24 protein-coding genes are annotated in these 24,903 nt (G+C 73.3%); 16 read left to right on the top strand and 8 right to left on the bottom strand.

The window, feature by feature from the left end; genetic code table 11:
- Positions 1 to 17: 17 nt before the first annotated feature.
- Positions 18 to 788 carry a M23 family metallopeptidase gene (locus ACN26Y_RS00870; RefSeq protein ID WP_230688843.1) on the top strand — a complete coding sequence of 257 codons (771 nt, stop codon included), beginning with the start codon at positions 18 to 20 and terminating at the stop codon, positions 786 to 788.
- Between the two features lie 96 nt (positions 789 to 884).
- Here the strand turns inward: ACN26Y_RS00870 and ACN26Y_RS00865 are convergent, their stop codons facing one another.
- Complete coding sequence (locus ACN26Y_RS00865; protein ID WP_155333608.1) at positions 885 to 2,066, bottom strand: aminotransferase class V-fold PLP-dependent enzyme; 1,182 nt, start codon at positions 2,064 to 2,066, stop codon at positions 885 to 887.
- A 251-nt stretch (positions 2,067 to 2,317) separates the two neighbouring features.
- Positions 2,318 to 3,331 (bottom strand): tyrosine-type recombinase/integrase, encoded by a 1,014-nt coding sequence (locus ACN26Y_RS00860; RefSeq protein WP_422734996.1) that lies wholly within the window; start codon positions 3,329 to 3,331, stop codon positions 2,318 to 2,320.
- Positions 3,332 to 3,649: 318 nt separating this feature from the next.
- On the opposite strand from ACN26Y_RS00860, the gene ACN26Y_RS00855 reads away from it, so the two are divergent.
- Positions 3,650 to 3,982, top strand: coding sequence for a hypothetical protein (locus ACN26Y_RS00855; RefSeq protein ID WP_155333607.1), 333 nt, complete (start codon positions 3,650 to 3,652; stop codon positions 3,980 to 3,982).
- A gap of 100 nt (positions 3,983 to 4,082) precedes the next feature.
- On the opposite strand, the gene ACN26Y_RS00850 is transcribed toward ACN26Y_RS00855, so the two are convergent.
- From ACN26Y_RS00850 to ACN26Y_RS00840, 3 genes are all read right to left on the bottom strand, one after another.
- The gene (locus ACN26Y_RS00850; protein ID WP_155333606.1) at positions 4,083 to 5,342 is read right to left on the bottom strand and encodes a DNA-processing protein DprA; all 1,260 of its coding nucleotides are present in this window, start codon (positions 5,340 to 5,342) and stop codon (positions 4,083 to 4,085) included.
- Between the two features lie 164 nt (positions 5,343 to 5,506).
- Positions 5,507 to 7,027, bottom strand: a complete 1,521-nt coding sequence (locus ACN26Y_RS00845) for a YifB family Mg chelatase-like AAA ATPase (RefSeq protein ID WP_422734091.1) — start codon at positions 7,025 to 7,027, stop codon at positions 5,507 to 5,509.
- Positions 7,028 to 7,042: 15 nt separating this feature from the next.
- Positions 7,043 to 7,399 carry a YraN family protein gene (locus ACN26Y_RS00840; protein ID WP_155333595.1) on the bottom strand — a complete coding sequence of 119 codons (357 nt, stop codon included), beginning with the start codon at positions 7,397 to 7,399 and terminating at the stop codon, positions 7,043 to 7,045.
- 291 nt (positions 7,400 to 7,690) lie between these two features.
- On the opposite strand from ACN26Y_RS00840, the gene ACN26Y_RS00835 reads away from it, so the two are divergent.
- The 8 genes from ACN26Y_RS00835 (at position 7,691) to ACN26Y_RS00800 (ending at position 16,385) form a co-directional block, all read left to right on the top strand.
- The gene (locus ACN26Y_RS00835; RefSeq protein ID WP_422734995.1) at positions 7,691 to 8,653 is read left to right on the top strand and encodes a hypothetical protein; all 963 of its coding nucleotides are present in this window, start codon (positions 7,691 to 7,693) and stop codon (positions 8,651 to 8,653) included.
- 275 nt (positions 8,654 to 8,928) lie between these two features.
- Positions 8,929 to 9,753, top strand: a complete 825-nt coding sequence (gene rpsB / locus ACN26Y_RS00830) for a 30S ribosomal protein S2 (RefSeq protein WP_155333594.1) — start codon at positions 8,929 to 8,931, stop codon at positions 9,751 to 9,753.
- A 137-nt stretch (positions 9,754 to 9,890) separates the two neighbouring features.
- Complete coding sequence (tsf, locus tag ACN26Y_RS00825) at positions 9,891 to 10,718, top strand: translation elongation factor Ts (protein WP_155333593.1); 828 nt, start codon at positions 9,891 to 9,893, stop codon at positions 10,716 to 10,718.
- Positions 10,719 to 10,931: 213 nt separating this feature from the next.
- Positions 10,932 to 11,699: a UMP kinase gene (pyrH, locus tag ACN26Y_RS00820; protein WP_155333592.1), complete on the top strand. Its 768-nt coding sequence runs from the start codon at positions 10,932 to 10,934 to the stop codon at positions 11,697 to 11,699.
- Between the two features lie 67 nt (positions 11,700 to 11,766).
- Positions 11,767 to 12,324, top strand: coding sequence for a ribosome recycling factor (frr, locus tag ACN26Y_RS00815; RefSeq protein WP_155333591.1), 558 nt, complete (start codon positions 11,767 to 11,769; stop codon positions 12,322 to 12,324).
- Between the two features lie 422 nt (positions 12,325 to 12,746).
- Positions 12,747 to 14,057, top strand: a complete 1,311-nt coding sequence (locus ACN26Y_RS00810; RefSeq protein ID WP_155333590.1) for a phosphatidate cytidylyltransferase — start codon at positions 12,747 to 12,749, stop codon at positions 14,055 to 14,057.
- Between the two features lie 104 nt (positions 14,058 to 14,161).
- Entirely contained in the window at positions 14,162 to 15,307 is a 1,146-nt protein-coding gene (rlmN, locus tag ACN26Y_RS00805) for a 23S rRNA (adenine(2503)-C(2))-methyltransferase RlmN (protein WP_168000191.1), read from the top strand.
- A gap of 31 nt (positions 15,308 to 15,338) precedes the next feature.
- Positions 15,339 to 16,385 carry a DivIVA domain-containing protein gene (locus ACN26Y_RS00800; RefSeq protein ID WP_422734090.1) on the top strand — a complete coding sequence of 349 codons (1,047 nt, stop codon included), beginning with the start codon at positions 15,339 to 15,341 and terminating at the stop codon, positions 16,383 to 16,385.
- Between the two features lie 77 nt (positions 16,386 to 16,462).
- On the opposite strand, the gene ACN26Y_RS00795 is transcribed toward ACN26Y_RS00800, so the two are convergent.
- On the bottom strand, positions 16,463 to 16,684 hold the full coding sequence (locus ACN26Y_RS00795) for a DUF2631 domain-containing protein (protein WP_155333587.1): 222 nt from the start codon (positions 16,682 to 16,684) through the stop codon (positions 16,463 to 16,465).
- Between the two features lie 189 nt (positions 16,685 to 16,873).
- Between ACN26Y_RS00795 and ACN26Y_RS00790 the strand changes: the two genes are divergently transcribed.
- The 3 genes from ACN26Y_RS00790 to ACN26Y_RS00780 all read left to right on the top strand — a co-directional run bounded on the left by ACN26Y_RS00790 (position 16,874) and on the right by ACN26Y_RS00780 (position 19,549).
- Positions 16,874 to 17,125 (top strand): hypothetical protein, encoded by a 252-nt coding sequence (locus tag ACN26Y_RS00790; RefSeq protein WP_422734089.1) that lies wholly within the window; start codon positions 16,874 to 16,876, stop codon positions 17,123 to 17,125.
- Between the two features lie 111 nt (positions 17,126 to 17,236).
- Positions 17,237 to 18,817 (top strand): Rieske 2Fe-2S domain-containing protein, encoded by a 1,581-nt coding sequence (locus ACN26Y_RS00785; protein ID WP_422734088.1) that lies wholly within the window; start codon positions 17,237 to 17,239, stop codon positions 18,815 to 18,817.
- Between the two features lie 87 nt (positions 18,818 to 18,904).
- Positions 18,905 to 19,549, top strand: a complete 645-nt coding sequence (locus ACN26Y_RS00780) for a TMEM175 family protein (RefSeq protein WP_155333584.1) — start codon at positions 18,905 to 18,907, stop codon at positions 19,547 to 19,549.
- Here ACN26Y_RS00780 and ACN26Y_RS00775 read toward each other — a convergent pair.
- Positions 19,538 to 21,145: a phytoene desaturase family protein gene (locus ACN26Y_RS00775; RefSeq protein ID WP_422734087.1), complete on the bottom strand. Its 1,608-nt coding sequence runs from the start codon at positions 21,143 to 21,145 to the stop codon at positions 19,538 to 19,540. The genes ACN26Y_RS00780 and ACN26Y_RS00775 overlap by 12 nt on opposite strands.
- Before the next feature lie 238 nt (positions 21,146 to 21,383).
- On the opposite strand from ACN26Y_RS00775, the gene ACN26Y_RS00770 reads away from it, so the two are divergent.
- A complete protein-coding gene (locus ACN26Y_RS00770; RefSeq protein WP_422734086.1) occupies positions 21,384 to 22,547 on the top strand; it encodes an alkaline phosphatase PhoX in 1,164 nt (387 codons plus the stop codon).
- 38 nt (positions 22,548 to 22,585) lie between these two features.
- Here the strand turns inward: ACN26Y_RS00770 and ACN26Y_RS00765 are convergent, their stop codons facing one another.
- Positions 22,586 to 23,473 (bottom strand): YihY/virulence factor BrkB family protein, encoded by an 888-nt coding sequence (locus ACN26Y_RS00765; RefSeq protein ID WP_422734085.1) that lies wholly within the window; start codon positions 23,471 to 23,473, stop codon positions 22,586 to 22,588.
- 50 nt (positions 23,474 to 23,523) lie between these two features.
- Between ACN26Y_RS00765 and ACN26Y_RS00760 the strand changes: the two genes are divergently transcribed.
- Both ACN26Y_RS00760 and ACN26Y_RS00755 read left to right on the top strand, forming a co-directional pair.
- On the top strand, positions 23,524 to 24,072 hold the full coding sequence (locus ACN26Y_RS00760) for a GNAT family N-acetyltransferase (RefSeq protein WP_155333580.1): 549 nt from the start codon (positions 23,524 to 23,526) through the stop codon (positions 24,070 to 24,072).
- A 143-nt stretch (positions 24,073 to 24,215) separates the two neighbouring features.
- Positions 24,216 to 24,863, top strand: coding sequence for a Uma2 family endonuclease (locus ACN26Y_RS00755; protein WP_155333579.1), 648 nt, complete (start codon positions 24,216 to 24,218; stop codon positions 24,861 to 24,863).
- Positions 24,864 to 24,903: the final 40 nt, after the last annotated feature.

Raw genomic sequence — 24,903 nt, 5'->3', positions numbered from 1 at the left:
GGGCACGGTTCCTCCCCATGGGAGCTATCTCGCGGCTCGTGGCCCTGCGTCAGGTCGGCACGCTTCGTGCGGGCCTGCTGCGCCTCGGGCTGCTCCGGGTCGTCCTGCTCGTGGTCGGCCTGCTCGGGGTCGGCCTGCTCGTGGTCGTACCGGCCGCCACGTCGACACCCGGCGCGGCGTTGGACCGCGCGCAACGGTGTCCCGTCGAGATCTTGGAGATTTTCGGCCCCGGTGAGGGCCCCAATCTTCCAAGATCTGCTCCCGATGCCTGCGAAACGGTGAGTTCGGCCGCGGCGGTGAGGCCGGTCGGCGTCGTAATCGGTGCTCAGGTCCGGCCCAGGGAGGCCGCCGCGGCGCCGGCGGTCGGGGCGTACCACTGGCCGCTGCCCGGGACGCCCCCGGTGGTGCGGCGCTTCGACCCGCCGCCGCAGCCGTGGCTGTCCGGCCACCGGGGCGTGGACCTGGCCGCCGCCCCCGGCACCCCCGTGCGGGCCGCCGGTGCCGGCACGGTCACCTTCGCCGGGATGGTCGCCGGCCGACCGGTCGTCACCGTGACGCACGCCGGCGGCCTGCGGACCACGTACGAGCCGGTGCGGCCGGCCGTCGAGGTCGGCGCTCCGGTGCCGGCCGGCGGACCGGTCGGTCACCTGCTGGCCGGGCACCCGGGTTGCCCAGCCGCGTCGTGCCTGCACTGGGGCCTGCGCCGGGGCGACGTGTACCTCGATCCGCTGGCCCTGGTCGGCCGCGGACCGGTCCGGCTCCTGCCGCTGGACCCCGGGCCGCCGTGATCGTCCGAACCTGCCGTGCCCGGACCTCACGTGCCGCGGATGACTGAGCTTTCACGTGCCGCCGGATGGCTGAGCTTTCACGTGCCGCCGGAGGGCTCAGCGCTGAGCGAGCAGCGGGGGAAGCGACACGGCGAGCCGCTCGTACTCCACCGCCGCGTTGTACACCTGCCCGCACACCCGCAGCCAGCCCCGCCCGTCCCAGGCGTTCACGGCCACCTCGACGGCCAGCCGGTCGGCGATCCGGGCGCGCAGGGCCCGCGCGGCGTCCAGGGTGGTGGCGACGCCCGGCGGCAGCGGGACGATCCGCATGGCGACCCCCGGCCCGCCGGGGTCCGGCAGGTCGGCGGGGCGCACCCCGAGCGCGTCCCCCAGCACCCGCTGCCCGTACGCGGCCAGCGCGGCGTTGTGCCCGCGAACCCGGTCGAGGCCCAGACTGCGCAGCGTGAACACGCCCACGGGCGCGGCCAGCCACGGGGTGTAGTCCATCGTCGCCTGCCACTCCACGCGGCTCGGAAAGCCGGACTCCTGCTCCCAGGAGACGACCAGCGGCTCGATGCGCTCCCGCCACGGCGGGGCCACCACCAGTACGGCTGTGCCGCGCGGCGCGTACGCCCACTTGTGCAGGTTGCCCACCCAGAAGTCCGCCCCGATGCCCTGCACGGTGGCGGGCAGCATTCCGGGCGCGTGGGCGGCGTCGACCAGGATCGGCACGCCCTGCTCGCGGGCGACCCCCGCGATGGCGGCGACCGGGAGCAGCCGTGCGGTCGGGGAGGTGAGCTGGTCCACCACGAGCAGCCGGGTCCGTCCGGGACGCAGTCCGCTGCGGACGATCTGGAGGATCTCCTCGTCGGTGGCCGCCAGCGGCACCCGCAACGCCCGCGTGACCGCCCCGTTCCGGCGGCACTCGCGGGCGATCGACAGTGCGACCGCGCCGTACCCGTGGTCCGTGGTCAGCACCTCGTCGCCGGGTTGCAGTCCGAGCGACTGGAACACCACCGCCACGCCGGTCGTGGCGTTCGGCACCAGCGCGGTGCCGTCCGGGTCGGCGCCGAGGAAGGCAGCCAGGTGACGGCGGGTGTGGGTGATGCGGTCGACGAGCCCGGCGGTGAAGAACCGCAGGGGATTCGCCTCCATCTCGTCGCGCAGCCGCTGCTGGGCCCGCTGCACACCGATCGGCACGGCACCGAACGAGCCGTGGTTGAGATGGCTCACCGCCGGGTCCAGGGAGAAGAGCATGCGCGCTCCCGGGATCGGCTCGGGCGGCTGCACAACGCTCACCCGATGATCGTAACCGTCGGTGGATCTCCGGCTGCCGGTCTCCGCCCGCGGTGTTCGCCGGTTGGTTTGCCGGCCCGCTATCCGCTGGCGGTGTCGGCCGGTCCGCTCCCCGCGGGCGGTGCCCGCCGTCCGCTCTCCGCTGGTGGTCTCCGCCGGTCCGCTCTTCGCCGGCGGTGTCCGCGGCCCGCTCTCCGGCGGGCGCTCTCAGCAGTGCTGTGGTGGCCGGGTCGACGGGGTGGGCGGCGGCTTGTTCAGGCGCGGGGATGGGCCTGGCGGTAGGCGGCGCGTAGCCGCTCGACCGACACATGGGTGTAGATCTGCGTACTGGCCAGCGAGGAGTGACCGAGCAGTTCCTGCACCGCCCGCAGGTCCGCGCCGCCCTCGAGCAGGTGGGTGGCGGCGGAGTGCCGCAGCCCGTGCGGACTGATCCGGGGCAGCCCGGCGGCCTCCGCGTACCCGCTCACGATCCGGCGCGCGGTCGTCGCGTTAAGCCGGCCACCCCGGGCGCCGAGCAGCAGAGCGTTCCGCGAGTGCGGCCCCACCAGCCTCGGACGGCCGTGGCGCAGCCACCCGTCGAGTGCTCGCTGCGCCGGGACCCCGTACGGTACGGTGCGCTCCCGGCTGCCCTTGCCCAGCACGCGGATGACGCGCCGGCCGGAATCGACGTCCGCTACGTCCAACCCGCACACCTCGCTCACCCGGACTCCGGTGGCGTAGAGCAGTTCCAGCAGCAGCAGATCGCGCAGCCGGACCGGATCGGCCTCGGCGGCCGCGGGACCGGCGGCCTGGGAAGGGCCGGACGGGTGAGCCGTCGCAAGCCCCGCGCCGCCCGTCGGCTCCACCTCCACCGGGTGGGCGTTCGTCGGTCTTGCGTCCGTCGGTCCTGCGTCCGTCGCGGCGGCCTCGACGAGGGCGGCGGCCTGGTCGGCGCGGAGCACGGTGGGCAGCTCCCGGTGCGCCCGAGGGCTGGCCAGGGGTGCGGCCACGTCGATCGGCAGCAGCCCGTGGCGGTGCGCCCAGGTGCTGAAGGTCCGGGCGGCCGCCGCGCGCCGGGCGAGCGTCGACCGGGCGGCCCCCATCGTCCGCTGTCTCGCCAGCCAGCTGCGGACGACGGCGAGGTCGAGATCGGCCGGACTGCTGCCACCGCTTCGTACGGCGTGGTCGAGCAGCGAGACCAGGTCCGTGACGTACGCCCGGACGGTGTGGGCCGAGCGGTTGCGAACCTGCGCCAGGTGGCTGGCGAACTCGTCCACCGCCTCGCGCATCGCCGGCGGCAGCGCCGCGTGCAGGGCACGCGTCGCCCGGCCGTCCCGCCGGCTCACGTGCCAGCCCCGACGGGACCCACCGTGGCCGGGCCGGCCTCACCCCGGTTGACCGCGTCGGTCGCCGCCGCGGCCGGTCGGGCTCCGGGCTGCTTGTCGGCGCGCACCCGTTCAGCTTACGGTCGGTGCATCCGCCGCCGACGGTGCCGGCGGTCGCCGATGGACGCACGTCAAGTGACAGGTGTGTGTCCACCGGGGACTGCGGGCACGGCGTGCCCGCGGTCCGCCAGGGCTTCGGACGCGACGGACGGAGGCACCGGGGTGGGGCTGGATGTCGTTCTCTACCGGGCCCTGCCCGCGGGCCGACGTGTGTCGTACGTCCCGGTGCGTGTCGTGCCGGACAACGACGACACGCTGCTGGGACTGCTCGACCGGATTCGCGGCGCCGGCCGGACACCGCTGCTGGACGGGCTGGACCCGGTCGGCGACCGGGCCTTCGACGCGCGGTCGGTGCCGACCCTTCTCGAAGAGCTGCGGTGCCTGGCGGACGTGGCGGGATCCGAGGCCGAGGCGGCCCGTGTCCGCAGTGTCGTCGCGCTGGCCCGGCGCTGCCTGCGTGAGCCCGGCACCGAGATCCGCTTCGAGGGCGACTGACCGCGCCGACAGTAACGGACCGCCGGCACCGCCGGTCGTCTTCGGGACGTGCAACCACGCCGACGGTCACGGCCCGCCGCCAGTCACGGCCCGCCGGCAGTCACGGTCCGCCGGCACCGCCGCCGGCCTCCTGCGCGGACGCGGAACGCCGCGGCGGTGGCGCGACGACCACGTACCCGCCGTCCCGCCCGACGACCAGGCCCAGTTCCTCCAGCAGGGCCAGTTTGCGCAACGCCGTGCGCACCGCCACGCCCGACCTCGCGACCACCGCGTCGACACCGGTCACGCCCCGCCGGGGCATCGACTCCAGCACGGCCGTCGCGTCGTCGTCGAGCTGGTCCGTCGGCCGCTCGGGCCCCCGGGCCGGCGGTGCGAGGTCGCCGCCGATGCGGCCCACCTCCTCGAGCACGTGCGCCACGCCGGCGACCAACCGCGCGTACGGTTCCTCCCGCAGCAGCTCGTGCGCCCCGACCGACATGACGGAGGTCACCGGGCCCGGTACGACCATGGTCCGCCGGCCGAGCGCCAACGCCCGGCGCGCGGTCTGCCTGGCGCCGCTGCGCGCCGACGCCTCCACGAGGACACTGCCGCGCGTCGCGGCGGCGATGACCCGGTTACGGATCAGGAACCGGGGCCGCAGCGGCTCCGCCCCCGGGGGCCATTCGCTGATCAGCAGCCCGGTTTCAGCGATGCGGTCGAAGAGGGCGGTGTTGCCCACCGGGTATGGCCGGTCCAGGCCGCATGCCAGCACTGCGACGGTCAGCCCACCGGCGTTCAGGGTGCCCCGGTGTGCCGCGGCGTCGATGCCGAACGCCCCGCCGGATACCACCGTCCAGCCCCGCTCGGCCAGCCCGTACGCCAGCTCGGTGCCCACGTGGACGCCGTACCCGGTGGCGGCGCGCGCCCCCACCACCGCGACCGACCGGTCCAGCGCCTCACCCAGCGGCCAGGCGCCCCGGACCCAGAAGCAGAGCGGCGGTGCGGTCTCCCGGTCGACCTTGCGGGTCGCTCCCGCCAGCACGAGGTGGCGCAGGTCGCCGACCGGTGCCGGCCACTCCGTGTCGGCCGGCGTCACCAGGCGGGCGCCGAGCCGTTCCGCCCGACCGAGCGCCTCGTTGGCCACCGCCAGAGGGTCACCGGCCGCCAGGCGGGCCGTCACCGCCTCCCGCAGCGCCTGCTCCGGCGCGCCCCCGTCCAGCAGCAGGGCGAGCGCGGCGACCGCGCCCTGCTGCTCGACCAGGTGGAACACCGACCGGGTGCCCGGCTCGGTGAGCCAGGTCAGCGCCACCCGGGCGAGCTGGTCCGCCTCCCGGCCGGCAGCCGACGGGGGTACGCCGGGTGGTGCGGGGTGGATGGTCATGTCACCTCTCCTGTCCTCGTGTAACGGCCCGGTCCGGTCGCCGCCGGCACGGCCGGCTGGCGGAGCTGCTGACTGCAGGGCCCTCGGCGGGGACCGGCTGGGGGGCGACGCAGAGTCCGGGCGACCGCAACCGGCGGGTGGGATCTCACGGCGTGCACCGGTGCTCACAGCGCCTCCCCGGTGCGTAGCCCGATCGCCTCGCGGACGTCGTCGGCGTCCGGGCGGTCCCGGCCGTCCAGGTCGGCGACGGTCCAGGCGAGCCGGAGCACCCGGTCGAAACCCCGGGCCGAGAGCGAGCCGGCGTCGAGCCGGGCACGCAGCTCCCGCGTGTCCCGGGCCGGTAGGCACCACGGCGGGCGACGCAGCACCGGGCCGGGCAGTTCCGCGTTGATCCGACGGCCGAGGCCCGACCAGCGTGCGGCCGCAGCCGCCCGGGCCGCAGCCACCCGGGCGGCCACGGCCGCCGAGGACTCACCGGGGCCCGCGACCTCCGTCAGTTCGGCCGCGCGGATGGGTTGCACGGTGACCTGCACGTCGATCCGGTCGAGCAACGGGCCGGAGAGCCGGCCCAGGTAGCGCCGACGGGTCAGGGGCGAGCACTCGCAGGTGACGTCCCCGGAGGGTTTCGCGCAGGGGCACGGGTTGGCGGCCAGGACGAGCTGGACGTGGGCCGGGTACTCGGCGGAGCCCCGGGATCGCGCCAACCGGACCCGGCCGTGTTCGAGCGGCTGCCGCAGCGCGTCCAGCGCGCCCTTGGCGAACTCGGGAGCTTCGTCCAAGAAGAGAACGCCGCGGTGGGCCAGCGAGACCGCGCCCGGACGGGCGAGACCGGAGCCACCACCGACCAGAGCCGGGACGGTCGCGGTGTGGTGCGGAGCCTGGAAGGGAGGCCGACGGATCAGCTGCCCACCGGGTGGCATCAGGCCCGCGATCGAATGCAGTGCGGTCACCTCCATCGCCGCCTCGTCGTCCAACTCGGGGAGCACCGACGGGAGCCGTTCGGCGAGCATCGTCTTGCCCGCACCCGGCGGCCCCAGCAGTGCCAGGTGGTGCCCACCGGCGGCGGCCACCTCCAAAGCGCGACGCCCCAGGGCCTGACCGGCCACATCGGCCAGATCGGGTACGGACGGCGCCTCGGCCGGGCCGCCCTGCGGCGGCTCCAGCAACGGGCTCCCCTCGGTGACGAAGGTGACCAACCGGTGCAGCGTGTCGACGGCGCGGACCCGGACCCCGGGGATCACCGCCGCCTCGGCCGCGTTGTCGACCGGCACGATCACCCGGTCGTGGCCGGCGCGGGCCGCGGCGGCGACCATCGGCAGGACTCCGCGGACCGGGCGGACGGTGCCGTCCAGACCCAGCTCGCCGAGGACCACCACCCGCTCCAGGGGCAGCAGCGGCAACTCCCCGGCACTGCCGAGGACCGCCGCCGCGATGGCCAGGTCGAAGGAGGATCCGTACTTGGGCAGGGTCGCCGGGAGCAGGTTGATGGTGATCCGACGGTTCGGCCACGTACGGCCCGAGTTGACCACGGCGGCGCGTACGCGGTCCCGTGCCTCGTACAGGGCGGTGTCCGGCAGGCCGGTGATCGCCACCGTGGGCAGGCCGGGCGCGAGGTCCGCCTCGACCTGCACCACGTGCCCGGTGACACCGACCAGACCCACGCACAGCACCCGGGCGTAGCTCACCGGCGTACCCCCATCTCAGAACGCCCCCTTCACGTGCTCGACGCGGGGCGGGCCGCCGGAGAGGCGGACCGCGACCACGTCGAACCGCACCTCCTGGGCGGTCGTGCCGGTCTCGGCGAGCCAGCGGGCCGCGAGGCCGCGCAGCCGGCGTGCCTTGGCCGGGACGACGGCTTCGGCCGGCGTGCCGAAGTCGTCGGTACGCCGCGTCTTCACCTCGCAGAACGCCAGCACCGGCCCGTCCCAGGCGATGATGTCGATCTCGCCGCGGGGGCAGCGCCAGTTGCGGGCCACGGGCCGCAGGCCCGCCCCGATCAGATGCCGTACGGCACAGCGCTCCCCGTACGCGCCGACCGCCTGGTTCCGTCTGCTCATGCCCGGCACGGTGCCCGGGACCCGGTACCCGCCGCCGCCCCGGCCCGCCGATCTGTGGACAACGAGGTCCCCTGTGGACGGCCGGACGATCATGCCCTCGGCGTGCTATGGCGACGCCGGTCGCCGCAGGTCAGACGTCAGCGGGCGAAGGGCCGTCGACCGCGCCACGGTAAGCCCGGCACGACGACCTACGGGCGGACCGCGCGGCGGAGTTGGACCGGCTACCACTCGGCCACGACGGTGTAGCCGCACGCTTCGCCACCGTGCCCTGGTGAGGTGGTAGCCGGCGAAATGGCGCCCGAGCAGCCGGTCGCATACGGTGCCGACGTGGATGGACGACGGAGCTATTCCGAAGATCAGGAGTCGCGTTGGTACCCCGGTGACCGGGAGCGGGGGTACGGGGAGCCGACCTGGCGTGGCGCGGGCGAGAGCCGCTACCGCGAGGAGGACCTCCGCGTCCCCGAGCAGGGCGGCGCGGACGCCCGCTACGGGGACGGGACAGGGGCCGGCCGGGGACGCTTCCCCAACCCGGAGGACTCCGGGGCGTTCCGGATCGGCGAGGACGACTCGGGGCGTTTCGGTGCCGTGGGCGCGTACGGGGACAGGCCGGCGGAGACCGAGGGATACCGGTCAAGTCGGTCGCGGCGGGCCGACAGTGACCCGGAGGTCTCCGGTGAGCTGCCCACCGGCCGGCGGTCGCGGGAGGGGCGTGATCCTCTGACGTCCTCCAGCGCCGATGCGCTGGCCGGTGCCGGCCCGGTCGCCGACACCGCCCGGCCGGCGGGACTGAGCGGGTACCCGGTCGTCGAGCCCGGCCGCCCGGTCACGGAGCCCGGCCGCCCCGCGGCCGAGGCACCGCACCCGCTGGAGATGCCGACGGGGCCGATGCCGCCGGTCGGACCGCGGAACGACCTCGCGCCCGGTACGGTGATCGCCCCCGCGGCCGGCGACGGGGTCTACCGGACCCGCCGCCCGGCGCTGGCGGCCCTCTTCGCGGTGCTGGTACTGGTCTTCGAGGTGCCGGCGCTGCGGGTGCTGCTCACCGGGGTGACCAGCGACCCGGTCTCGGGGGCGAACGTGGTGGCCGGGACGTTCCTGGTCTGCGGCCTGCCGATCTTCGCGATGGGCCTGTACGGGCTGCGGACCGGTGGGCTCTCGCTGGCCGACGGGAGCCGGGGCTGGCTGCGCCCGCCGACCGCCTACCTGACCGTCGGCCTGGTGCTCTTCGTCGCGGCGGCGCTCGCGGTCGGCTGACCCTGGCTGTTAACACGGGACCCTTCCACAACGTCAGGCGTTAAGAAGGGGCCCTTCCTTACTCCCGGGGACGGGGTGGTGGGGAAGGGGCGTACACTGGTCGACTGGCGACCGCCTTGCGCGGTCGACCTCGCGCGCCCTCTCCACGGTTCGTCGTGGGGCGGCGGCCTCCCTGGTCCCGATCTTGGTCGGGCCCACCCTGGCCGGCGACCGGGCGCCAGGACGCCCGGCCGCCGGCCGGGCGTGACAACCAGGGACGCAAGGAGTACCCAACCATGGCCGTCGTGACCATGCGCCAGCTGCTGGAGAGCGGTGTCCACTTCGGGCACCAGACCCGGCGCTGGAACCCGAAGATGAAGCGCTTCATCTTCACCGAGCGCAACGGTATCTACATCATCGACCTGCGCCAGACCCTCGACTACATCGAGAAGGCGTACGACTTCGTGCGCGGGACGGTCGCCGAGGGCGGCTCGATCCTCTTCGTCGGCACCAAGAAGCAGGCCCAGGAGGCGATCGCCGAGCAGGCGACGCGGGTCGGCCAGCCGTACGTCAACCACCGCTGGCTCGGCGGCATGCTGACCAACTTCCAGACGGTGTACAAGCGGCTCCAGCGGATGAAGGAGCTGGAGGCCCTGGGTGACCTGAGCGGCACCGCCGCCGGTTACACCAAGAAGGAGACCCTGCAGCTCTCCCGCGAGAAGGAGAAGCTGTCCCGCACCCTCGGCGGTCTGCGGGACATGCAGAAGCTCCCGGCCGCGATCTGGGTGGTCGACACCAAGAAGGAGCACATCGCCGTCGACGAGGCCCGCAAGCTGGGCATTCCGGTCATCGCGGTGCTCGACACCAACTGCGACCCGGACGAGGTCGACTACCCGATCCCGGGCAACGACGACGCGATCCGGTCGGCCGAGCTGCTGACCAAGGTCGTGGCCGCCGCCGTCGCCGACGGCCTGATCGCCCGTTCCGGCCGTCGTCGGGGCACCGACGAGAAGCCGGAGGCGGGTGTCGCCTCGGACGAGCCGCTGGCCGAGTGGGAGCGCGAGCTGCTCGAGGAGCCGAAGAAGGCCGACGAGCAGCCGGCGGCCGCCGCCGCGGAGTGACCGTACGCCGCTGTCCCGTCGTCCGGTCCTTCCGGACGGCGGGGAGCGGCGGGCAGTCCGGGCAGAATCCGCCCGGATCCGGGTAAACCGCCACCTCAGACCATCCCACCCGCAGTCTCAACACCGAAGAGAGAGCCATGTCCAACTTCACCGCCGCGGACGTCAAGAAGCTCCGCGACCTGACCGGCGCCGGCATGATGGACAGCAAGAAGGCGCTGACCGAGGCCGAGGGCGACTTCGACAAGGCCGTCGAGATCCTGCGCGTCAAGGGCGCGAAGGACGTCGGCAAGCGGGCCGGCCGGACCGCCGCGAACGGCCTCGTCGCGCACTCCGGCAAGGCCCTGCTGGAGCTCAACTGCGAGACCGACTTCGTCGCCAAGAACGACAGCTTCATCGCGCTGGCCCAGCAGCTGGTCGAGCACGGCGAGCGCAGCGGCGTGAGCAACGCCGAGGAACTGCTGGCCTCTGAGATCGACGGGAAGACCGTCGCCGACCTGGTCCAGGAGCAGTCCGCCAAGATCGGCGAGAAGCTGGTGCTCAACCGGTTCGCCAAGCTGGACGGCACCGTTGCGGTCTACCTGCACCGCAAGGCGCAGGACCTGCCGCCGGCGGTCGGCGTGCTGGTGCAGTACGCCGGCAAGACCGACGAGGCGGGCGACGCCGACGCGCGCGGCGCGGCCATGCAGATCGCCGCCATGCGGCCGCAGTACCTCACGCGTGACGAGGTGCCGGCCGAGGTCGTCGAGTCCGAGCGGCGCATCGCCGAGCAGACCGCCCGTGAGGAGAACAAGCCCGAGGCGGCGCTGCCGAAGATCGTCGAGGGCCGGGTCAACTCCTTCTTCAAGGACTTCGTCCTGCTGGAGCAGGCGTCGGTCACGGACAACAAGAAGACGGTGCGGCAGGTGCTGGCCGAGGCCGGCATCGAGATCACCCGGTTCGTCCGGTTCGAGGTCGGCCAGGCCTGAGCCGCTCCGCGGGCGCGTGAAGACGCCCGCGGTAGGGAACGTGGACGAGGAGGTCGCCGGTGTACGTGTCAGGCACCGCGGCCTCCTCGTCACATAGGGTCTGTGGCGAGGTCCCGGCGCGGCCGGGCTGCGACCTCGACGCGGGCCCTAGGGTCGGTCACGGCAGTTTCGCGGTACGCGGCGCGGGGCGCCGCATGGGGAAGGGCGGGGCGGATGACGCAGGTTGTTAGTGACCGGAGCCTGGCGGCGGAGGATCCGACGGCGCCACCTCCCGGTCGGGCCCGCCGGGTGGTGCTGAAGCTCTCCGGTGAGGTGTTCGGCGGAGGGGCGATCGGTGTCGACCCGGACGTCGTCCAGGCCATCGCCCGGCAGATCGCCACGGTGGTCCGGCGCGGGGTGCAGGTCTCCGTCGTGGTCGGTGGTGGCAACTTCTTCCGCGGCGCGGAGTTGCAGAAGCGCGGCATGGACCGGGCGCGGGCCGACTACATGGGCATGCTCGGCACCGTGATGAACTGCCTCGCCCTCCAGGACTTCCTGGAGAAGGAGGGCATCGAGACGCGGGTGCAGAGCGCCATCACGATGGCCCAGGTCGCCGAGCCGTACATTCCGCTGCGCGCCATCCGGCACCTCGAGAAGGGCCGCGTGGTGATCTTCGGTGCCGGCGCCGGCATGCCGTACTTCTCCACCGACACCGTCGCCGCCCAGCGTGCCCTGGAGATCCGGGCCGACGTGGTGCTGATGAGCAAGAACGGCGTGGACGGCGTCTACACGGCCGACCCGCGCATCGACCCGACCGCCAGCAAGTTCGACTCGATCACCTTCTCCGAGGTGCTCCGCCGCAACCTGCGGGTGGCCGACGCCGCCGCCTTCAGCCTCTGCATGGAGAACGGCCTGCCGATGCTGGTCTTCGGCGCCCAGGGCGACGACACCATCATCCGGGCCGTGGGTGGCGACAAGATCGGCACCCTGATCACCACCTGAGCAGCCGACCTCAACGGTCCTCCGACACGACCAGCCACGACGAGCACAGAAGGAGGCGAGGAGACCGGTGATCGACGACACCCTCCTCGAGGCCGAGGAGAAGATGGAGCGTGCCATCGAGCACGCCAAGGAGGAGTTCGGCGCCATCCGTACCGGCCGCGCCAACGCCGCCATGTTCTCCAAGATCATTATCGACTACTACGGCAGCCCGACCCCGCTGCCGCAGATGGCGTCCATCGGCGTGCCCGAGCCGCGGATGGTCATCATCAAGCCGTACGACAACTCGCAGATCAACGCCATGGAGAAGGCGATCCGCGACTCCGACCTCGGCGTCAACCCGAACAACGAGGGCAACCAGCTGCGCATCCTGCTCCCGCAGATGACCGAGGAGCGCCGCCGCGAGATGATCAAGGTGGCCCGGCACAAGGGTGAGGAGGCCAAGGTCGCCGTCCGCAACATCCGCCGCAAGGCCAAGGAGGAGCTGGACCGGCTGGTCAAGGACGGCGAGGTCGGCGAGGACGAGGGACGTCGCGCCGAGAAGGAGCTGGACGACCTGACCCATCGCTTCGTCGCCACCGTCGACGAGCTGGTCAAGCACAAGGAAGCCGAGCTGCTGGAGGTCTGACCCCGGCCGCCCGACCGGCGACGTGGCACCGGCGCACGCCCTCGTGGGCGGCGGTACGCCGGTGCCACGACCGTTTGGGCACCGCGCGCTGCCCGTCCGGCGGCAGTGGAGCACCGTCGGCGTGGCCCCGCGGCAGTGGGGCGCCGTCCGCGTGGCTCGGCGGCAGTGGAGCGCCGTCCGCCCGTGCCGTCCGCCCGTGCCGTCCGCCCGCGCCATCTGCCCGCGCCGTCCGCCGGCAGCGGTCCCGAGTGGCCCGGCGACGGGTGCAGTAGGCTCGGCACGATTCCCGGGCCACCGCGCGGTGAACTGCGGGGATCGGCCGGCCGACGTGCCGGTCAACCGACGGGAAAGTCACTCGGGTAGGGGATGGTTGTGGTTGTGCGTCTGGTCGTCGGTCTCGCACCACGTCCGCGCGGTGCGTGATGTCCCACGTCGACCCCTACGGCAGCGCCGACCCTCGCGGCTGGGACCGGCCGGACCGGCCCAACCTGCCCTGGCCCGACCACGACGTCGAGCCCGGCCCCTGGGCGCGGCGGCCCGCTGTCGCTCCCGACCTCCACGCGGACCCGCGCACCCGGCCCTCGGCCGATCCCGCCGGGACGTACCCCGGGTACGACGACCGCGACCCTGCCCGGCCCTTCCACGGGCCTTCCGGCGCGGGTGACCCGGCGTACGGGGGCCGGCCCGGCCCGGTGAACGGCCGCAACGGGCGCCACGGCCCCGCCGGTGACGATCCGGAGTACCCGACCGCGCAGCTGCAACCCGTCCGAGACGAGGCGCCCCCGTTGTCGGAGTACCCCACCACGCAGCTCACGCCGGTCCGGGACGAGCCGGCCCCGGCCGGGTCGGAGCCGCCGGGTCGGCGCCAGCCGGGCCGGCGCCGGGCGGGCGGGTCCGGGGCCCCGGCGGCGTCGTCGGGCAAGGCCGGCCGCAACCTGCCCGCGGCCATCGGGGTGGGCGTCGCCCTCGGCGCGCTCATCCTCGTGCCACTGTTCCTCTACCCGCCGGCGTTCCTGCTGGTCGTCGCCGGCGCGGTGGCGATCGGCAGCTGGGAGATGGCCCGGGCGGCCGGGCGGGCCGACGCCCACCCGCCGCTGGTCCCGCTGATCGCCGGCGCCGTGCTCACCGTGGGGCTGGCCTGGTTCGCCGGCCCCGACGCGCTGACCCTCGGTCTGGCCGTCACCGTACTGGGCTCGGTCGTGTGGCGCCTCGGGGACGGGCCGGCCGGGTTCCGGCGGGACGTCACCGCCGCCACGCTCATCGCGGTCTACGTGCCGTTCCTCGGCGGTTTCGCGGCGCTGCTGGCCGCGGTGCCGGACGACGGCTCGCTGCGGGTGCTGGCGACCCTGGTCGCCGTGGTGCTCTCCGACACGGGCGGGTACGCGGCCGGCGCCAACTTCGGCAAGCACCCGATGGCCCCCACGATCAGCCCGAAGAAGTCCTGGGAGGGCCTGGCCGGGTCGGTCGGCGCGGCGGCGCTCGGCAGCGCGGTGCTGCTCTGGCTGCTCTTCGACGTCCGCCCCTGGTGGGGCGCCCTGTTCGGGGTGGCGGTCTCCGCCGCGGCCGTGCTCGGCGACCTGGCCGAGTCCATGGTCAAACGTGACCTCGGCGTGAAGGACATGAGCAACCTGTTGCCGGGGCACGGCGGCCTGATGGACCGGCTCGACTCGATCCTGTTCGCCGTCCCGACGGCGTACCTGCTGCTGGCGGTCCTCGTTCCGATGGCTGGTTGAGTCGTGAATCACCCTCCGCAGGTGCTTCCGTCCGTGCGGTCCGGCTCGATTCGGCACCTCCGGACGGGTGCGTCCCGCGCCGGGCGTGACAGACTGGACGCGACATGACGAGCCTGCCCCTGACCCCGGTCAACCTCGACGCCCCCGCACGCCGGGCGGCGATGCCCCCGCAGCACCTCGCCGACCTCGACCTCGCCGGCCGCCAGGCGCTGGTCGCCGAGCTGGGGGAGCCCCGGTTCCGGGCCCGGCAGGTCTCCACCCACTACTTCGGGCGCCTGGTGCGCGACCCCCGGCAGATGACTGACCTGCCGGCCGCGACCCGTGACAAGCTGGCCGAACGGCTGCTGCCCACGCTGCTGACACCGGTGCGGGAGCTGGCGTGCGACGACGGGGCGACCCGCAAGGCACTCTGGCGGCTGCACGACGGCTCGCTCGTCGAGAGCGTGCTCATGGGCTACCCGGACCGGGTCACGGTCTGCATCTCCAGCCAGGCCGGCTGCGGGATGGCGTGCCCGTTCTGCGCGACCGGCCAGGCCGGGTTGACCCGCAACCTCTCCACCGCCGAGATCGTGGACCAGGCGGTCTACCTGGCGGGCGTGGCCGCCTCCGGTGCGGTGGCCGGGTCCCCGCCGAGGCTGTCGCACGTCGTGTTCATGGGAATGGGCGAGCCGCTGGCCAACTACAACCGGGTCGTGGCCGCGATCCGGCGCCTGGTCGCACCGGCCCCCGAGGGGCTGGGGCTCTCCCAGCGGCACATCACCGTTTCCACGGTCGGGCTGGTGCCGGCCATCCGCCGACTGGCCAGCGAAGACCTCTCAGTGACCCTTGCTTTGTCGCTGCACGCCCCCGATGATGAGCTGCGCGACGAACTCGTGCCCGTGAACCAGCGCTGGAAGGTGTCCGAGGTGCTGGAGGCGGCCTGGGAGTACGCGGCCCGCACGGGACGTCGTGTGTCGATCGAATACGCGATGATCAAGGACGTGAACGACCAGCCGTGGAGAGCCGATCTGCTCGGGCGGCTGCTGGCCGGCAAGTTGGCCCACGTGAACCTGATCCCGCTCAACCCCACTCCGGGCAGCCGCTGGGATGCGAGCCCGAAGCCGGTGGAGCGGGAGTTCGTCCGGCGGTTGCGCGACGCCGGAGTGTCCACGACGGTGCGGGACACCCGAGGTCGCGAGATCGACGGGGCGTGTGGTCAGCTCGCCGCCGCGGAGGGCAGTGAGACCGTTGGGACCGGGGAGACACCGTGACCGGGCGTAGCGAACGAGACCAGGAGACATAGTGGCGAGTCAGGGTCAGCGTTTCCGGCGCAAGGCGCTGCGCCGGGGATACAAGGTCGACGAGGTGGACGCCTTCCTCGACCGCGTCGAGGCCACGCTGGCCGGGCAGCCGGTCGGCGCGCCCGTGTCCTCGCAGGAGGTCCACGACGTCGTCTTCCGGGTCCGGTTCAACGGCTACGACGAGTGGCAGGTCGACCTGCACCTCGACCGGGTCGAGCGGCAGCTCGCCGACCTGGAGGAGCGCGGCGGCCTGGGCGGCCGTGGCGGTGACTCCCGCCTGCCGGACCGGCTCGGCCCGCCGGAGCGGATGGGCCCGCCGATGCGCGACGAGCGCGGCATGTCCCCGGTGGCGCAGCCGATGCCCCCCCGCGTCATGCCGGCGCAGCCCGGCCCGCCCGACCGCTACGGCCGGTACGACGAGCCCACCGGTGCCTTCGCCGGCGGCTACGACGCGCCCCGCGGCGGCTACGAGCCGCCCCGTGGTGGCCCGGGCGCCCAGATGGGCCACGGCGCGCCGCCCCGCGGTCTGCCCCCGGGGCCGGGTGGTTACGGCCCGGACTCCGGACCGGGCGGCTACGGCCCGGACTCCGGTCCGGGTGGCTACGGCCCGGACGAGCGTTTCGACGGCTTCGAGGCCGGCCGGCACGGACGCACCGACATGACCGCCGAGATCCGCATGCCGGACCGGGGCCGCGGCATGGGCGGCCCGCCCGCGCAGCCGCAGCCGGGCTTCGGTGGTCCGCCGGCGGTTCCCGGCCCGCCCGCGATGGCCGGCCCACCGATGGCCGGCCCGCCCGGCAGTGACCTGTACCGGGTCGACCAGATCCGCCGCAGCTTCCAGGTGCGCCGCTTCGGCAGCGGGTACGACCCGGACCAGGTGGACCGGTTCTTCGAGAGCCTGCTCGGCGGGATGCAGGGGCGGAACGCGATGCCGGTGAACCCCCGCGACCTGGACACCCTGCGCTTCGGTCTGGTGCAGGGCGGATACTTCGAGGCGGAGGTCGACGCCGCCCTCAAGGACGTGCAGGACATCCTGCTCGGTCGCTGACCGCGTACGACGAAAAGGGCCCGCTCCCGGTCGGGAGCGGGCCCTTCGCGCGTGTCCCGCCGGCGCGGGCGCCGGGTCTACGACCGCAGCCCGTTGCGCCGCAGCACGGTGTCGCCGATGACGATGGCCAGCAGCAGGACGGCGAGGCCGATCAGCCAGATGTCCTCGACCCTGCCCTCGTGGTTGCCGCAGAGCATCGCCAGCAGCGCCAGCGCGACGACCACCGCGCCGATCCGCCCGGACTTGCGGTGCCCCGGCTTGTGCTGGTCCGGCGACGTTACCGGCTCGCTTCCTGCCACTGTCGGTCCTTCCCTCGCGATCGGATCTCCGGTTAGTCTGGCACGCCCCGTGCCGCGCCCGGCGCTGGGCCCGACCACCTGAGGACCAGGCCATGCCGGACGCCGAGGACCGCCACCTGAACCTTCCCCGTCTTCGGCGAGCTGCTGCCGTGGCGGGAGTCGCCGCTGCCCACCAGCAGCGTCCGCATCGTGGCTGCCACGGTCGACGACGTGCACGCCCTGGTGGCGGTCTTCGCTGAGCGTGACTACGGAGCCGAGCCGGCGAGCGGCGTACGGGCGATCTGCGCGTGCTGCAGCGAGGGCAGCGTCGCCGCCGACCCGAACCACGGGGAGCAGTGGGTGAGCCTCGCCGCGCCGCCGGACGAGATCCCCGGGCTGCTCGACGGCTGGCGTGCGGCCGCGCCCGACCGGCGCTCCTGGGCGCAGCCGACCGGCGCCTGAGCTGCCGCGAGGTGCCTCGTCGCAGTACTCCCGGCGTCGGCGGGCGGCGGTCGGAGCGGCTCCGGTAGCGTTTCCGCGTACACCTTTTCGTCGTTCTTAGGGGGACCTGCGGTGCGAGTGACCGGTACCGGGCACGCGAGCATGCGGATCGACACCCCCGCGGGCAGCATCCTGTGCGACCCGTGGGTCAACCCGGCGTACTTCGCCTCGTGGTTCCCGTTCCCCGACAACTCCCGACTCGACTGGGACACCCTGGGTGACGTCGACTACCTGTACGTCTCGCACCTGCACCGGGACCACTTCGACGCCGCCCACCTCAGGCGGTACGTGTCGAAGAAGGCCACCGTCCTGCTGCCCGCCTTCCCCACCTCGGAGATGGAGGACGAGCTGCGGGAGCTGGGCTTCACGAAGTTCCTGAAGGCGCCGAACGAGGAGGTCGTCGAGCTGGACGGCGGCCTCAAGGTGATGATCCAGGCGCTGACCAGCCCGACCGACGGCCCGATCGGCGACTCGTCGCTGTGGGTGGAGTACGACGGGGTCCGGCTGCTCAACCAGAACGACGCCCGCCCGACCGACCTCAGTCTCTTCGCCGAGCTGGGCCACGTGCACGCGCACATGCTCCAGTTCTCGGGGGCGATCTGGTACCCGATGGTCTACGAGCTGCCGCAGGCCGCCAAGACCGCGTTCGGCAAGCAGAAGCGGGACCGCCAGTTCGACCGCACCTGGCGGTACATCGACGACCTGAAGGCCGACCACGTCTTCCCGATCGCCGGCCCGCCGTGCTTCCTCGACGACGCGCTGTGGCAGTTCAACGACATCCACGGCGACGAGGGCAACATCTTCCCGGACCAGTCGGTCTTCCTCGCCGAGTACGCGAAGGTCGGCGGGACCAACGCCGTCGTCCTGCTGCCCGGCAGCGTCGCCGAGATCACCACCGGGACGTGCGAGACCACCCACCCGGTGCCGGTGGCGGAGTTCTTCGCGAACAAGGTCGCCCACCTGGAGGAGATGCGGGAGCGCAAGCGCCCGATCATCGAGGCGGAGAAGGCGTCCTGGCGGCACCCGGAGATCGACGTCCTCAAGGAGATGCAGCGCCGCATCGAGCCGCTGCTGGACGAGTCGATCTACATCGCCAAGGGGGTCGGCGGTCCGGTCCGCTTCGACCTGGTCGGCTACGACGGCGAGAGCGTCGAGTCGATCGTGGTGGACTTCCCGGGCAAGCAGGTGCGGCCGTACGCGGACGAGAAGGTGCGCTACCGGTTCCGCACCGAGCGGGCGCTGATCGAGCACCTGCTGCACATCGGCGAGGTGGACTGGGTCAACTCGCTCTTCCTGTCGTGCCGGTTCTCGGCGGCGCGCATCGGCCAGTACAACGAGTTCGTCTACTCGTTCTTCAAGTGCCTGTCCGAGGAGCGGCTGCAGTACTCCGAGGGCTGGTACGACGAGCACGAGCGGGCCGTCGACGCGGAGGACATCACCATCGGTGACTGGGTGGTGCAGCGCCGCTGCCCGCACCTGAAGGCCGACCTGAGCCGCTTCGGCGTCGTCGAGGGCGACCAGCTCACCTGCCAGCTGCACGGGTGGCGCTTCGACCTGTCCAGCGGCCGTTGCCTGACCAGCGTGGGCCACAAGATCCGCGCCCACCGCGTCGACGAGCAGTCGCCCGCCCCGGCCGGCGAATCCCTCAGCTGATCCACCTGGTCCGCCCCGGTGGGCGACCATGCAGGTGTGGTGCCTTGGAAGCGGTCCGGAACCGAAGGGACCCTGCGGCCTGGCGAGATGGCGCGGGACCGCTCCCGGGTGGAGTCGTTCAGCGACGGGGTCTTCGCGGTCGTCCTGACGGTGATGGCCGTGGAGCTGCTCCAGAACGGCCCGGCCCGGGCGAACGGGGGGCAGCTTTCCGAGGCGCTCTTCCAGGCCTGGCCGACCTACCTGGCGTACGTGATCACCTTCGTGGTCTCCGGCCAGATCTGGCTCGCCCACCACAACATGTGGCGGTACGTGGTGCGGGTCGACCACACGCTCCTGGTGTTCAACCTGCTTCTGCTGCTCTTCGTGGCCGCGATCCCGTTCACCGCCGACCTGCTCTCGGATCACCTGCGCGGCGAGGTGGCCGAGCAGCGGCTGACCGCCGCCCTCTACCTGGGCACCCTGCTCGGTGAGGCGCTCTTCTTCAACCTGAGCTGGTGGTGGGCCAGCAGCCGGCGGCTGCTCCACGAGGACCTGGATCCCAGGCTGGCCCGGACGCTCGCGCGGCGGATGCGGCTGCGTCCGCTGCTCTTCGTGTTCGCCTTCGCGGTCGTCTTCGTCGACCCGATCCTCAGCCTTCTCCTCTACCTCGTGATCGCCGGCTTCTTCCTCGTGAAGGACCCGGGTGACGACCCGCGGGCCGCCACCCAGCCGGAGAAGGGGTCAGCGGCCTAGATCCGCGAGGACGCGCCGGGCGGCGTTGTGGCCGGCGGCGCCGATGACGCTGCCGGCCGGGTGGCAGCCGGCGCTGCCCGCGTACACGCCGTCGACCCCGGTCGCGTACGGCATCCGGTCGGTGAACGAGACGGTGTTGTCGACGTGGTGGATGTGCCCGCCGGTGATGCCGAAGTGCGCCTCGATGCCGGGCGGGGGCAGGGGCACCGCGTCGGCGATCAGGTCACCGGTGCCCGGGGCGTACCGCTCGCAGATCGCGACCAGCTTCTCCACGTACCCGGGGAGGGCCTCGTCCCAGCTGGTGCCGGCGAGCTCGTACGGCACCGACTGCACGAACAGCGCCGACGAGTGGTGCCCGGCCGCGTCGGACAGCGACGGGTCGACGGTGGTGTGCAGGTACCACTCGATCGTCGGCTCCTCCGGCAGGCGCCCGGCCTGGACGTCGGCCCACATCGCGCGCAGCGCCGCCATCGGCGCCTCGCCGCCCTTGCCGCACAGCGAGGCCGAGCCGGGGAGCAGGTGGATGGTCGACCCGAACGGGCTCGGCGCGTCGGCCGGCAGGCAGGAGAAGCGCGGCAGCCCGGTCAGCGCCAAGTTGAGCTTCAGCGTGGTGCCGGGGCGGCGGACCGCCGCCATCCGGTCGGTGAGCGGCGCCGGGAGCGCGCCGTCGGGCAGCAGGTCCATCAGCCGGTACGGGTCGCACGCCCCCAGCACCACCGACGCGTGGACCTCCCGCCCGTCGGCGAGCACCACGCCGGACGCGGCACCCCCGTCGAGGGTGATCGCGCTGACCGGCGTTCCGGCGAGGATCGTCGCGCCGGCCGCCCGGGCGGCCTCGGCGAAGGTCCGGGAGACGGTGCCCATGCCGCCCTCGGCGATCATCCACGTGCCGTCCGAGCCGGGCAGTCGGCACATGTTGTGCACCAGGAAGTTGTGCCCGGTGCCGGGGTCGTCGGGGCCGGCGTTGAGGCCGGACAGGCCGTCGGTCACCGCGTACATGCTGACCAGCAGCTCGGAGCGGAACTCGAAGCGGGCCAGGTGGTCGGCGACCGACCCGCGGACCAGGTCGACGAAGACCTGCCGCAGCGCCGGCCGCACGTACCGCTCGGCGGTCTCCTCGACCGGCAGCGGCTCGGCCAGCCAGGCCGGTGCCAGGTCGTCGCGCAGCGCGGCGAGTTCGGCCTGGAGGGCGTCGTCGGCGGCGACGTCGGCGGGGGAGAAGAACTCGGCGAGCTGTTTGCGCGTCGCGGCGGTGTCGCTGCCGAAGAGCAGGTACGGCGAGCCGGACCCGCCCGGCGTGGGCAGGAAGTAGTGCGGGTCGCGGCGCAGCACGGGGATGCGCACGTCGAGCGTGGCGAGCAGCTCCGGTGGCATCAGCCCGAGCAGGTACGACCCGGTGGAGTGCCGCAGCCCCGGGACCTTCGGGAACGGCGTCTCGGTGCGGGTCGCCCCACCGATGACGTCGGCCGCCTCCAGTACGAGCACGTCCAGCCCTGCTCGCGCCAGCAGGATCGCCGACACCAACCCGTTGTGCCCCGCTCCGACGATGACGACGTCGGCCCGCTGCGGAACCCCGTTCCCCTGCTCACCACCCATACCCGGCACCTTAACCGGCGCTCAGCCGCGCCGACACCCCGTCGATCATGAAGTTGGCGGGTGCCGGGGAGATCAACCCACCCGCTCACCTCATGATCAACGAAAGGAGGGAGGGGCGGGGGGCGCGGGTCGGGCGCCGAGCAGGCGTCATTTCGCGTTCACCGGATAGTCTTCCGTCGATGCCCCGCCGGCTCTAACGTCGACGGGGCATCGATTGTGAAGCCCGGGAGGTTCTCCGATGGACCGTCGTACCGTCCTGCGCGCCACCGTCGCCGGCGGCGCCGCCTTCGCCGGCAGTCTCTGGGCCGGTGCTGCCCTGGCCGCCCCCGCCCAGCCCGGCCCCGGCCCGTACGGGGACCTGCTCGCCCCCGACGCCAACGGCATCCAGCTCCCCGCCGGCTTCACCAGCCGGGTGATCGCCCGCTCCGGCCAGTTCGTCCCCGGCACCGCGTACCTGTGGCACTTCGCGCCCGACGGTGGGGCCTGCTTCCCGGCCGGCGACGGCTGGATCTACGTGTCCAACTCGGAGATCCCGCTGGTCGGGGGCGCGTCGGCGGTGCGGTTCCGGGCGGACGGCTCGATCGCCGCGGCGTACCGCATCCTCGGCGGGACGAACGTCAACTGCGCCGGCGGCGCCACCCCGTGGGGCACCTGGCTCTCCTGCGAGGAGGTGCCGCTCGGGCGGGTCTTCGAGACGTGGCCGGACGGCAGCCGGTCGGCCGAGGAGCGTACCCGGATGGGGCGGTTCACCCACGAGGCCGCCGCGTGCGACCCGGACCGGCGGGTGGTCTACCTGACCGAGGACGAGGGTGACGGCTGCTTCTACCGGTTCGTCCCGGACACGTGGGGCGACCTGCGCACCGGCCGGCTCCAGGTGCTGTGCGCGCCGGCGGACCAGACCGCCGGGCCGGTGACCTGGCGGGACATTCCGGACCGGGACGGCTTCCCGATCTTCACCCGCTGGCAGGTCGGCGCGGCCAAGCACTTCGACGGCGGCGAGGGCTGCTGGTACAACCGGGGCACCTGCTGGTTCACCACCAAGGGCGACAACCGGGTCTGGGCGTACGACGCGGTCAACCAGCGCCTCGACCTCGCGTACGACGACTCGCTGGTCCCCGCCGGCGCGGCGCCGCTGACCGGGGTGGACAACATCACCGGCACCCCGGGCGGGGACCTGTACGTGGCCGAGGACGGCGGCAACATGGAGATCTGCGTGATCACCCTGACCGGCGTGGTCGCCCCCTTCCTGCGCATCCTGAACCAGAGCGGTTCCGAGATCACCGGCCCGGCGTTCGCCCCGGACGGCACCCGCCTCTACTTCTCCTCCCAGCGCGGCACCAGCGGCGACCGGACGGGCAGCGGCGGGGTGACCTACGAGGTCCGCGGCCCCTTCCGCCACTGACTCCCGCCCGCGCGCCCGAGTCCTGGTTGATCATGAGGTTAGCGGGTTGGGGGAGCGCTTTCCGGCCCGCTAACTTCATGATCAACGCGGTCGCCGCGGTCGCTGCGGCGGATGCGCCAGCGGGAGAGGGCCAGGGTGGCCGAGTAGCCGGCCAGCACGATCACGTGGAACAGGTAGAGCCACAGCAGGACGGCCACGCCGGCGCCGACCGGGTCGAAGCCGCCGAACGGCGCACCCAGGTCGATCGGCAGCGACGCGAACAGCACGAAGCCGTGCAGGAAGCCGGACAGGTTCGCCGCCGTGAACGACCCGACGGCGAGGGTGGAGAGCCAGTCCGGCGACGCCTGACCGACCACCCGGAACACCCACATCAGCACCGGGGTCAGCACCAGCCAGGTCGCCAGGAACGACAGCACCACCCCCAGCGCGCCCACCCAGCCGCCCTCGCGGACCAGCCCGGTGGTGGTCGGCAGCGCGAGCAGGATCGACAACAGCAGAGCCGGGGCGGGCGCCAGCAGCGGGAGCAGCAGCAGCCGCCCCCGCCAGCCGACCAGCGACTCACCGTTGCGCAGCTGGGCGACCGAGACGAACGCCCGGCGCAGGCCCTCGCCGTACAGCGACGCCGGCAGCAGCGAGGCCAGCGCCAGCCACGGCGTGAGGTTCACCCCGGCCTCGACCAGCGCGGCCACCGCCCGGGGCGCGCCGATCTCGTCCGGCAGGGTCTCCACGGCGTACGACGTGAGCCGGCGCACCCGGTCGGCCCCCGCCACCAGCGCCGTCAGCCAGATGGCCAGCAGGGCCACGGGCACCACGGCGATCGCCCCGTAGAAGGTGATCGCGGCGGCGTGCAGCGACAGGTCCCGCCCGCGTACCGGCCGGAAGGCGGCAGCGACGATCCGCTTCGTCCGCTGCCATCCGCCGTCCATCGGGTTCCTGTTCCCCGCTGGCCACCCCGTCAGTCCTAGACTCGGCCGCCATGACCGTTGTCACCACGGACCGCCTCGTGATCCGGGAGTGGACCGATTCGCCGGCCGACCTGGCCAGGGTCTTCGACATCTACTCCCGGGACGAGGTGATGCGCTGGCTCGGCGGCGGGGCGGGGACCCTCACCGACCCGAACCAGGCCGCCGAGCGGGTACGGGCCTGGCGGGAGCGGTCCGCGTCGTTCGGGGGCCGGTACGGAATCTGGGCGATCGAGGTACGCGACAGCGGCCAGGTGGCCGGCAGCGTACTGGTCAAGCCCCTGCCGGGCGCCGACGGCACCACGCCCACCGACGACATCGAGGTCGGCTGGCACCTGCACCCGGACTCGTGGGGTCACGGCTACGCCACCGAAGCGGCCCGGGCGATGGTCGCCCGTGAGTTCGCCACCGGCACCCGGGAGATCTACGCGGTGGTGACGCCGGGCAACGACCGGTCGGTGGCGGTGTGCCGGCGCCTCGGCATGACCCACGTCGGCCGGCGCACCGACTGGTACGGCGGCACCGAGGTGGAGACCTTCGTCCTGGACGCCCCGCCCGCCTGATCCGGCCGCCACGTCAGCCCACCGGGCGGTCCGGTGCCCGGCCGGTACCGCATCGACGGACGCCGCGTGCGACGTGCCGGTTTCCGGGGCGGCGCGGTTAGGCTGAGCCGAGCAGGATGGTCCGCTGAGGGGGTGAGCCTGCGATGGCCCAGGCCGCGTTCGCGCCCGAGCCGGCGCCGGAGCCCACCGAGCCGTCGTTCGACGTGCTGCGGTGGCACGACGAGCCGTGGACGGCCCAGCTCGCCCTCGACCTCTTGCCGGAGACCAACGGCCCCAAGGTCGAGGTCCTGAGCGGAAGCGTGATCGTGACCCCACACGCCGGATACGACCATCAGGATGCCGAGTTGGACCTGGCCTACCTGCTGAAGCAGGCGGCCCGCCGTGCCAAGCTCTGGCTCTACATCGAGACGAATGTCATCTCTGGTGACGACCTCTTCATCCCCGACATCGTCGTGCTGAAGGTCCCCGGTGGCGGCCGGACGACGATGGACATCTCGCATGCCGTGCTACTCGGGGAGATCGTGTCTCCGCGGAATCGGCGGAAAGACATCATCGACCGGCCGCGCGAGTACGCCAGGGTGGGGGTTCCCTACTTCCTCCGTGTCGATCTGCGGAACCGGGTCCCGACGATCGCGCTGTACGAACTGTTCGAGGGCGAGTACCGGCCGGTGTCGGCGGCGGCCGCGGGCACGACATTCGTCATGCGGGAACCCTTCGAGTTCACCATCGACCCTGCGGACCTGTTGGGCGAGGAGGCGCCGCCGGAGGAGCCGGCCGGCGGCGAGGGCTGAGGCTCCCAGCGGGCGTCCAGGGTCCCTGGGGAAGAATGGC

Source organism: Micromonospora sp. WMMD558, from assembly GCF_049315255.1.
Classification (GTDB): domain Bacteria; phylum Actinomycetota; class Actinomycetes; order Mycobacteriales; family Micromonosporaceae; genus Micromonospora.
Note: the sequence above shows the minus strand (reverse complement) of the source record. Positions and strands in the feature narration are given on the sequence as shown.

What these genes read in the sequence shown, in the direction of transcription:
- ACN26Y_RS00810 (WP_155333590.1), top strand. Translation starts at nt 12,747, where the DNA reads ATGTCCCACGTCGACCCCTACGGCAGCGCCGACCCTCGCGGCTGGGAC.
- ACN26Y_RS00770 (WP_422734086.1), top strand. Translation starts at nt 21,384, where the DNA reads ATGGACCGTCGTACCGTCCTGCGCGCCACCGTCGCCGGCGGCGCCGCC.
- ACN26Y_RS00835 (WP_422734995.1), top strand. Translation starts at nt 7,691, where the DNA reads ATGGCGCCCGAGCAGCCGGTCGCATACGGTGCCGACGTGGATGGACGA.
- tsf (WP_155333593.1), top strand. Translation starts at nt 9,891, where the DNA reads ATGTCCAACTTCACCGCCGCGGACGTCAAGAAGCTCCGCGACCTGACC.
- pyrH (WP_155333592.1), top strand. Translation starts at nt 10,932, where the DNA reads ATGACGCAGGTTGTTAGTGACCGGAGCCTGGCGGCGGAGGATCCGACG.
- ACN26Y_RS00840 (WP_155333595.1), bottom strand. Translation starts at nt 7,399, where the DNA reads ATGAGCAGACGGAACCAGGCGGTCGGCGCGTACGGGGAGCGCTGTGCC.
- ACN26Y_RS00780 (WP_155333584.1), top strand. Translation starts at nt 18,905, where the DNA reads ATGGCGCGGGACCGCTCCCGGGTGGAGTCGTTCAGCGACGGGGTCTTC.
- ACN26Y_RS00755 (WP_155333579.1), top strand. Translation starts at nt 24,216, where the DNA reads ATGGCCCAGGCCGCGTTCGCGCCCGAGCCGGCGCCGGAGCCCACCGAG.
- rlmN (WP_168000191.1), top strand. Translation starts at nt 14,162, where the DNA reads ATGACGAGCCTGCCCCTGACCCCGGTCAACCTCGACGCCCCCGCACGC.
- rpsB (WP_155333594.1), top strand. Translation starts at nt 8,929, where the DNA reads ATGGCCGTCGTGACCATGCGCCAGCTGCTGGAGAGCGGTGTCCACTTC.
- ACN26Y_RS00870 (WP_230688843.1), top strand. Translation starts at nt 18, where the DNA reads ATGGGAGCTATCTCGCGGCTCGTGGCCCTGCGTCAGGTCGGCACGCTT.
- ACN26Y_RS00765 (WP_422734085.1), bottom strand. Translation starts at nt 23,473, where the DNA reads ATGGACGGCGGATGGCAGCGGACGAAGCGGATCGTCGCTGCCGCCTTC.
- ACN26Y_RS00860 (WP_422734996.1), bottom strand. Translation starts at nt 3,331, where the DNA reads ATGCGCGAGGCGGTGGACGAGTTCGCCAGCCACCTGGCGCAGGTTCGC.
- ACN26Y_RS00850 (WP_155333606.1), bottom strand. Translation starts at nt 5,342, where the DNA reads ATGACCATCCACCCCGCACCACCCGGCGTACCCCCGTCGGCTGCCGGC.
- ACN26Y_RS00775 (WP_422734087.1), bottom strand. Translation starts at nt 21,145, where the DNA reads ATGGGTGGTGAGCAGGGGAACGGGGTTCCGCAGCGGGCCGACGTCGTC.
- ACN26Y_RS00760 (WP_155333580.1), top strand. Translation starts at nt 23,524, where the DNA reads ATGACCGTTGTCACCACGGACCGCCTCGTGATCCGGGAGTGGACCGAT.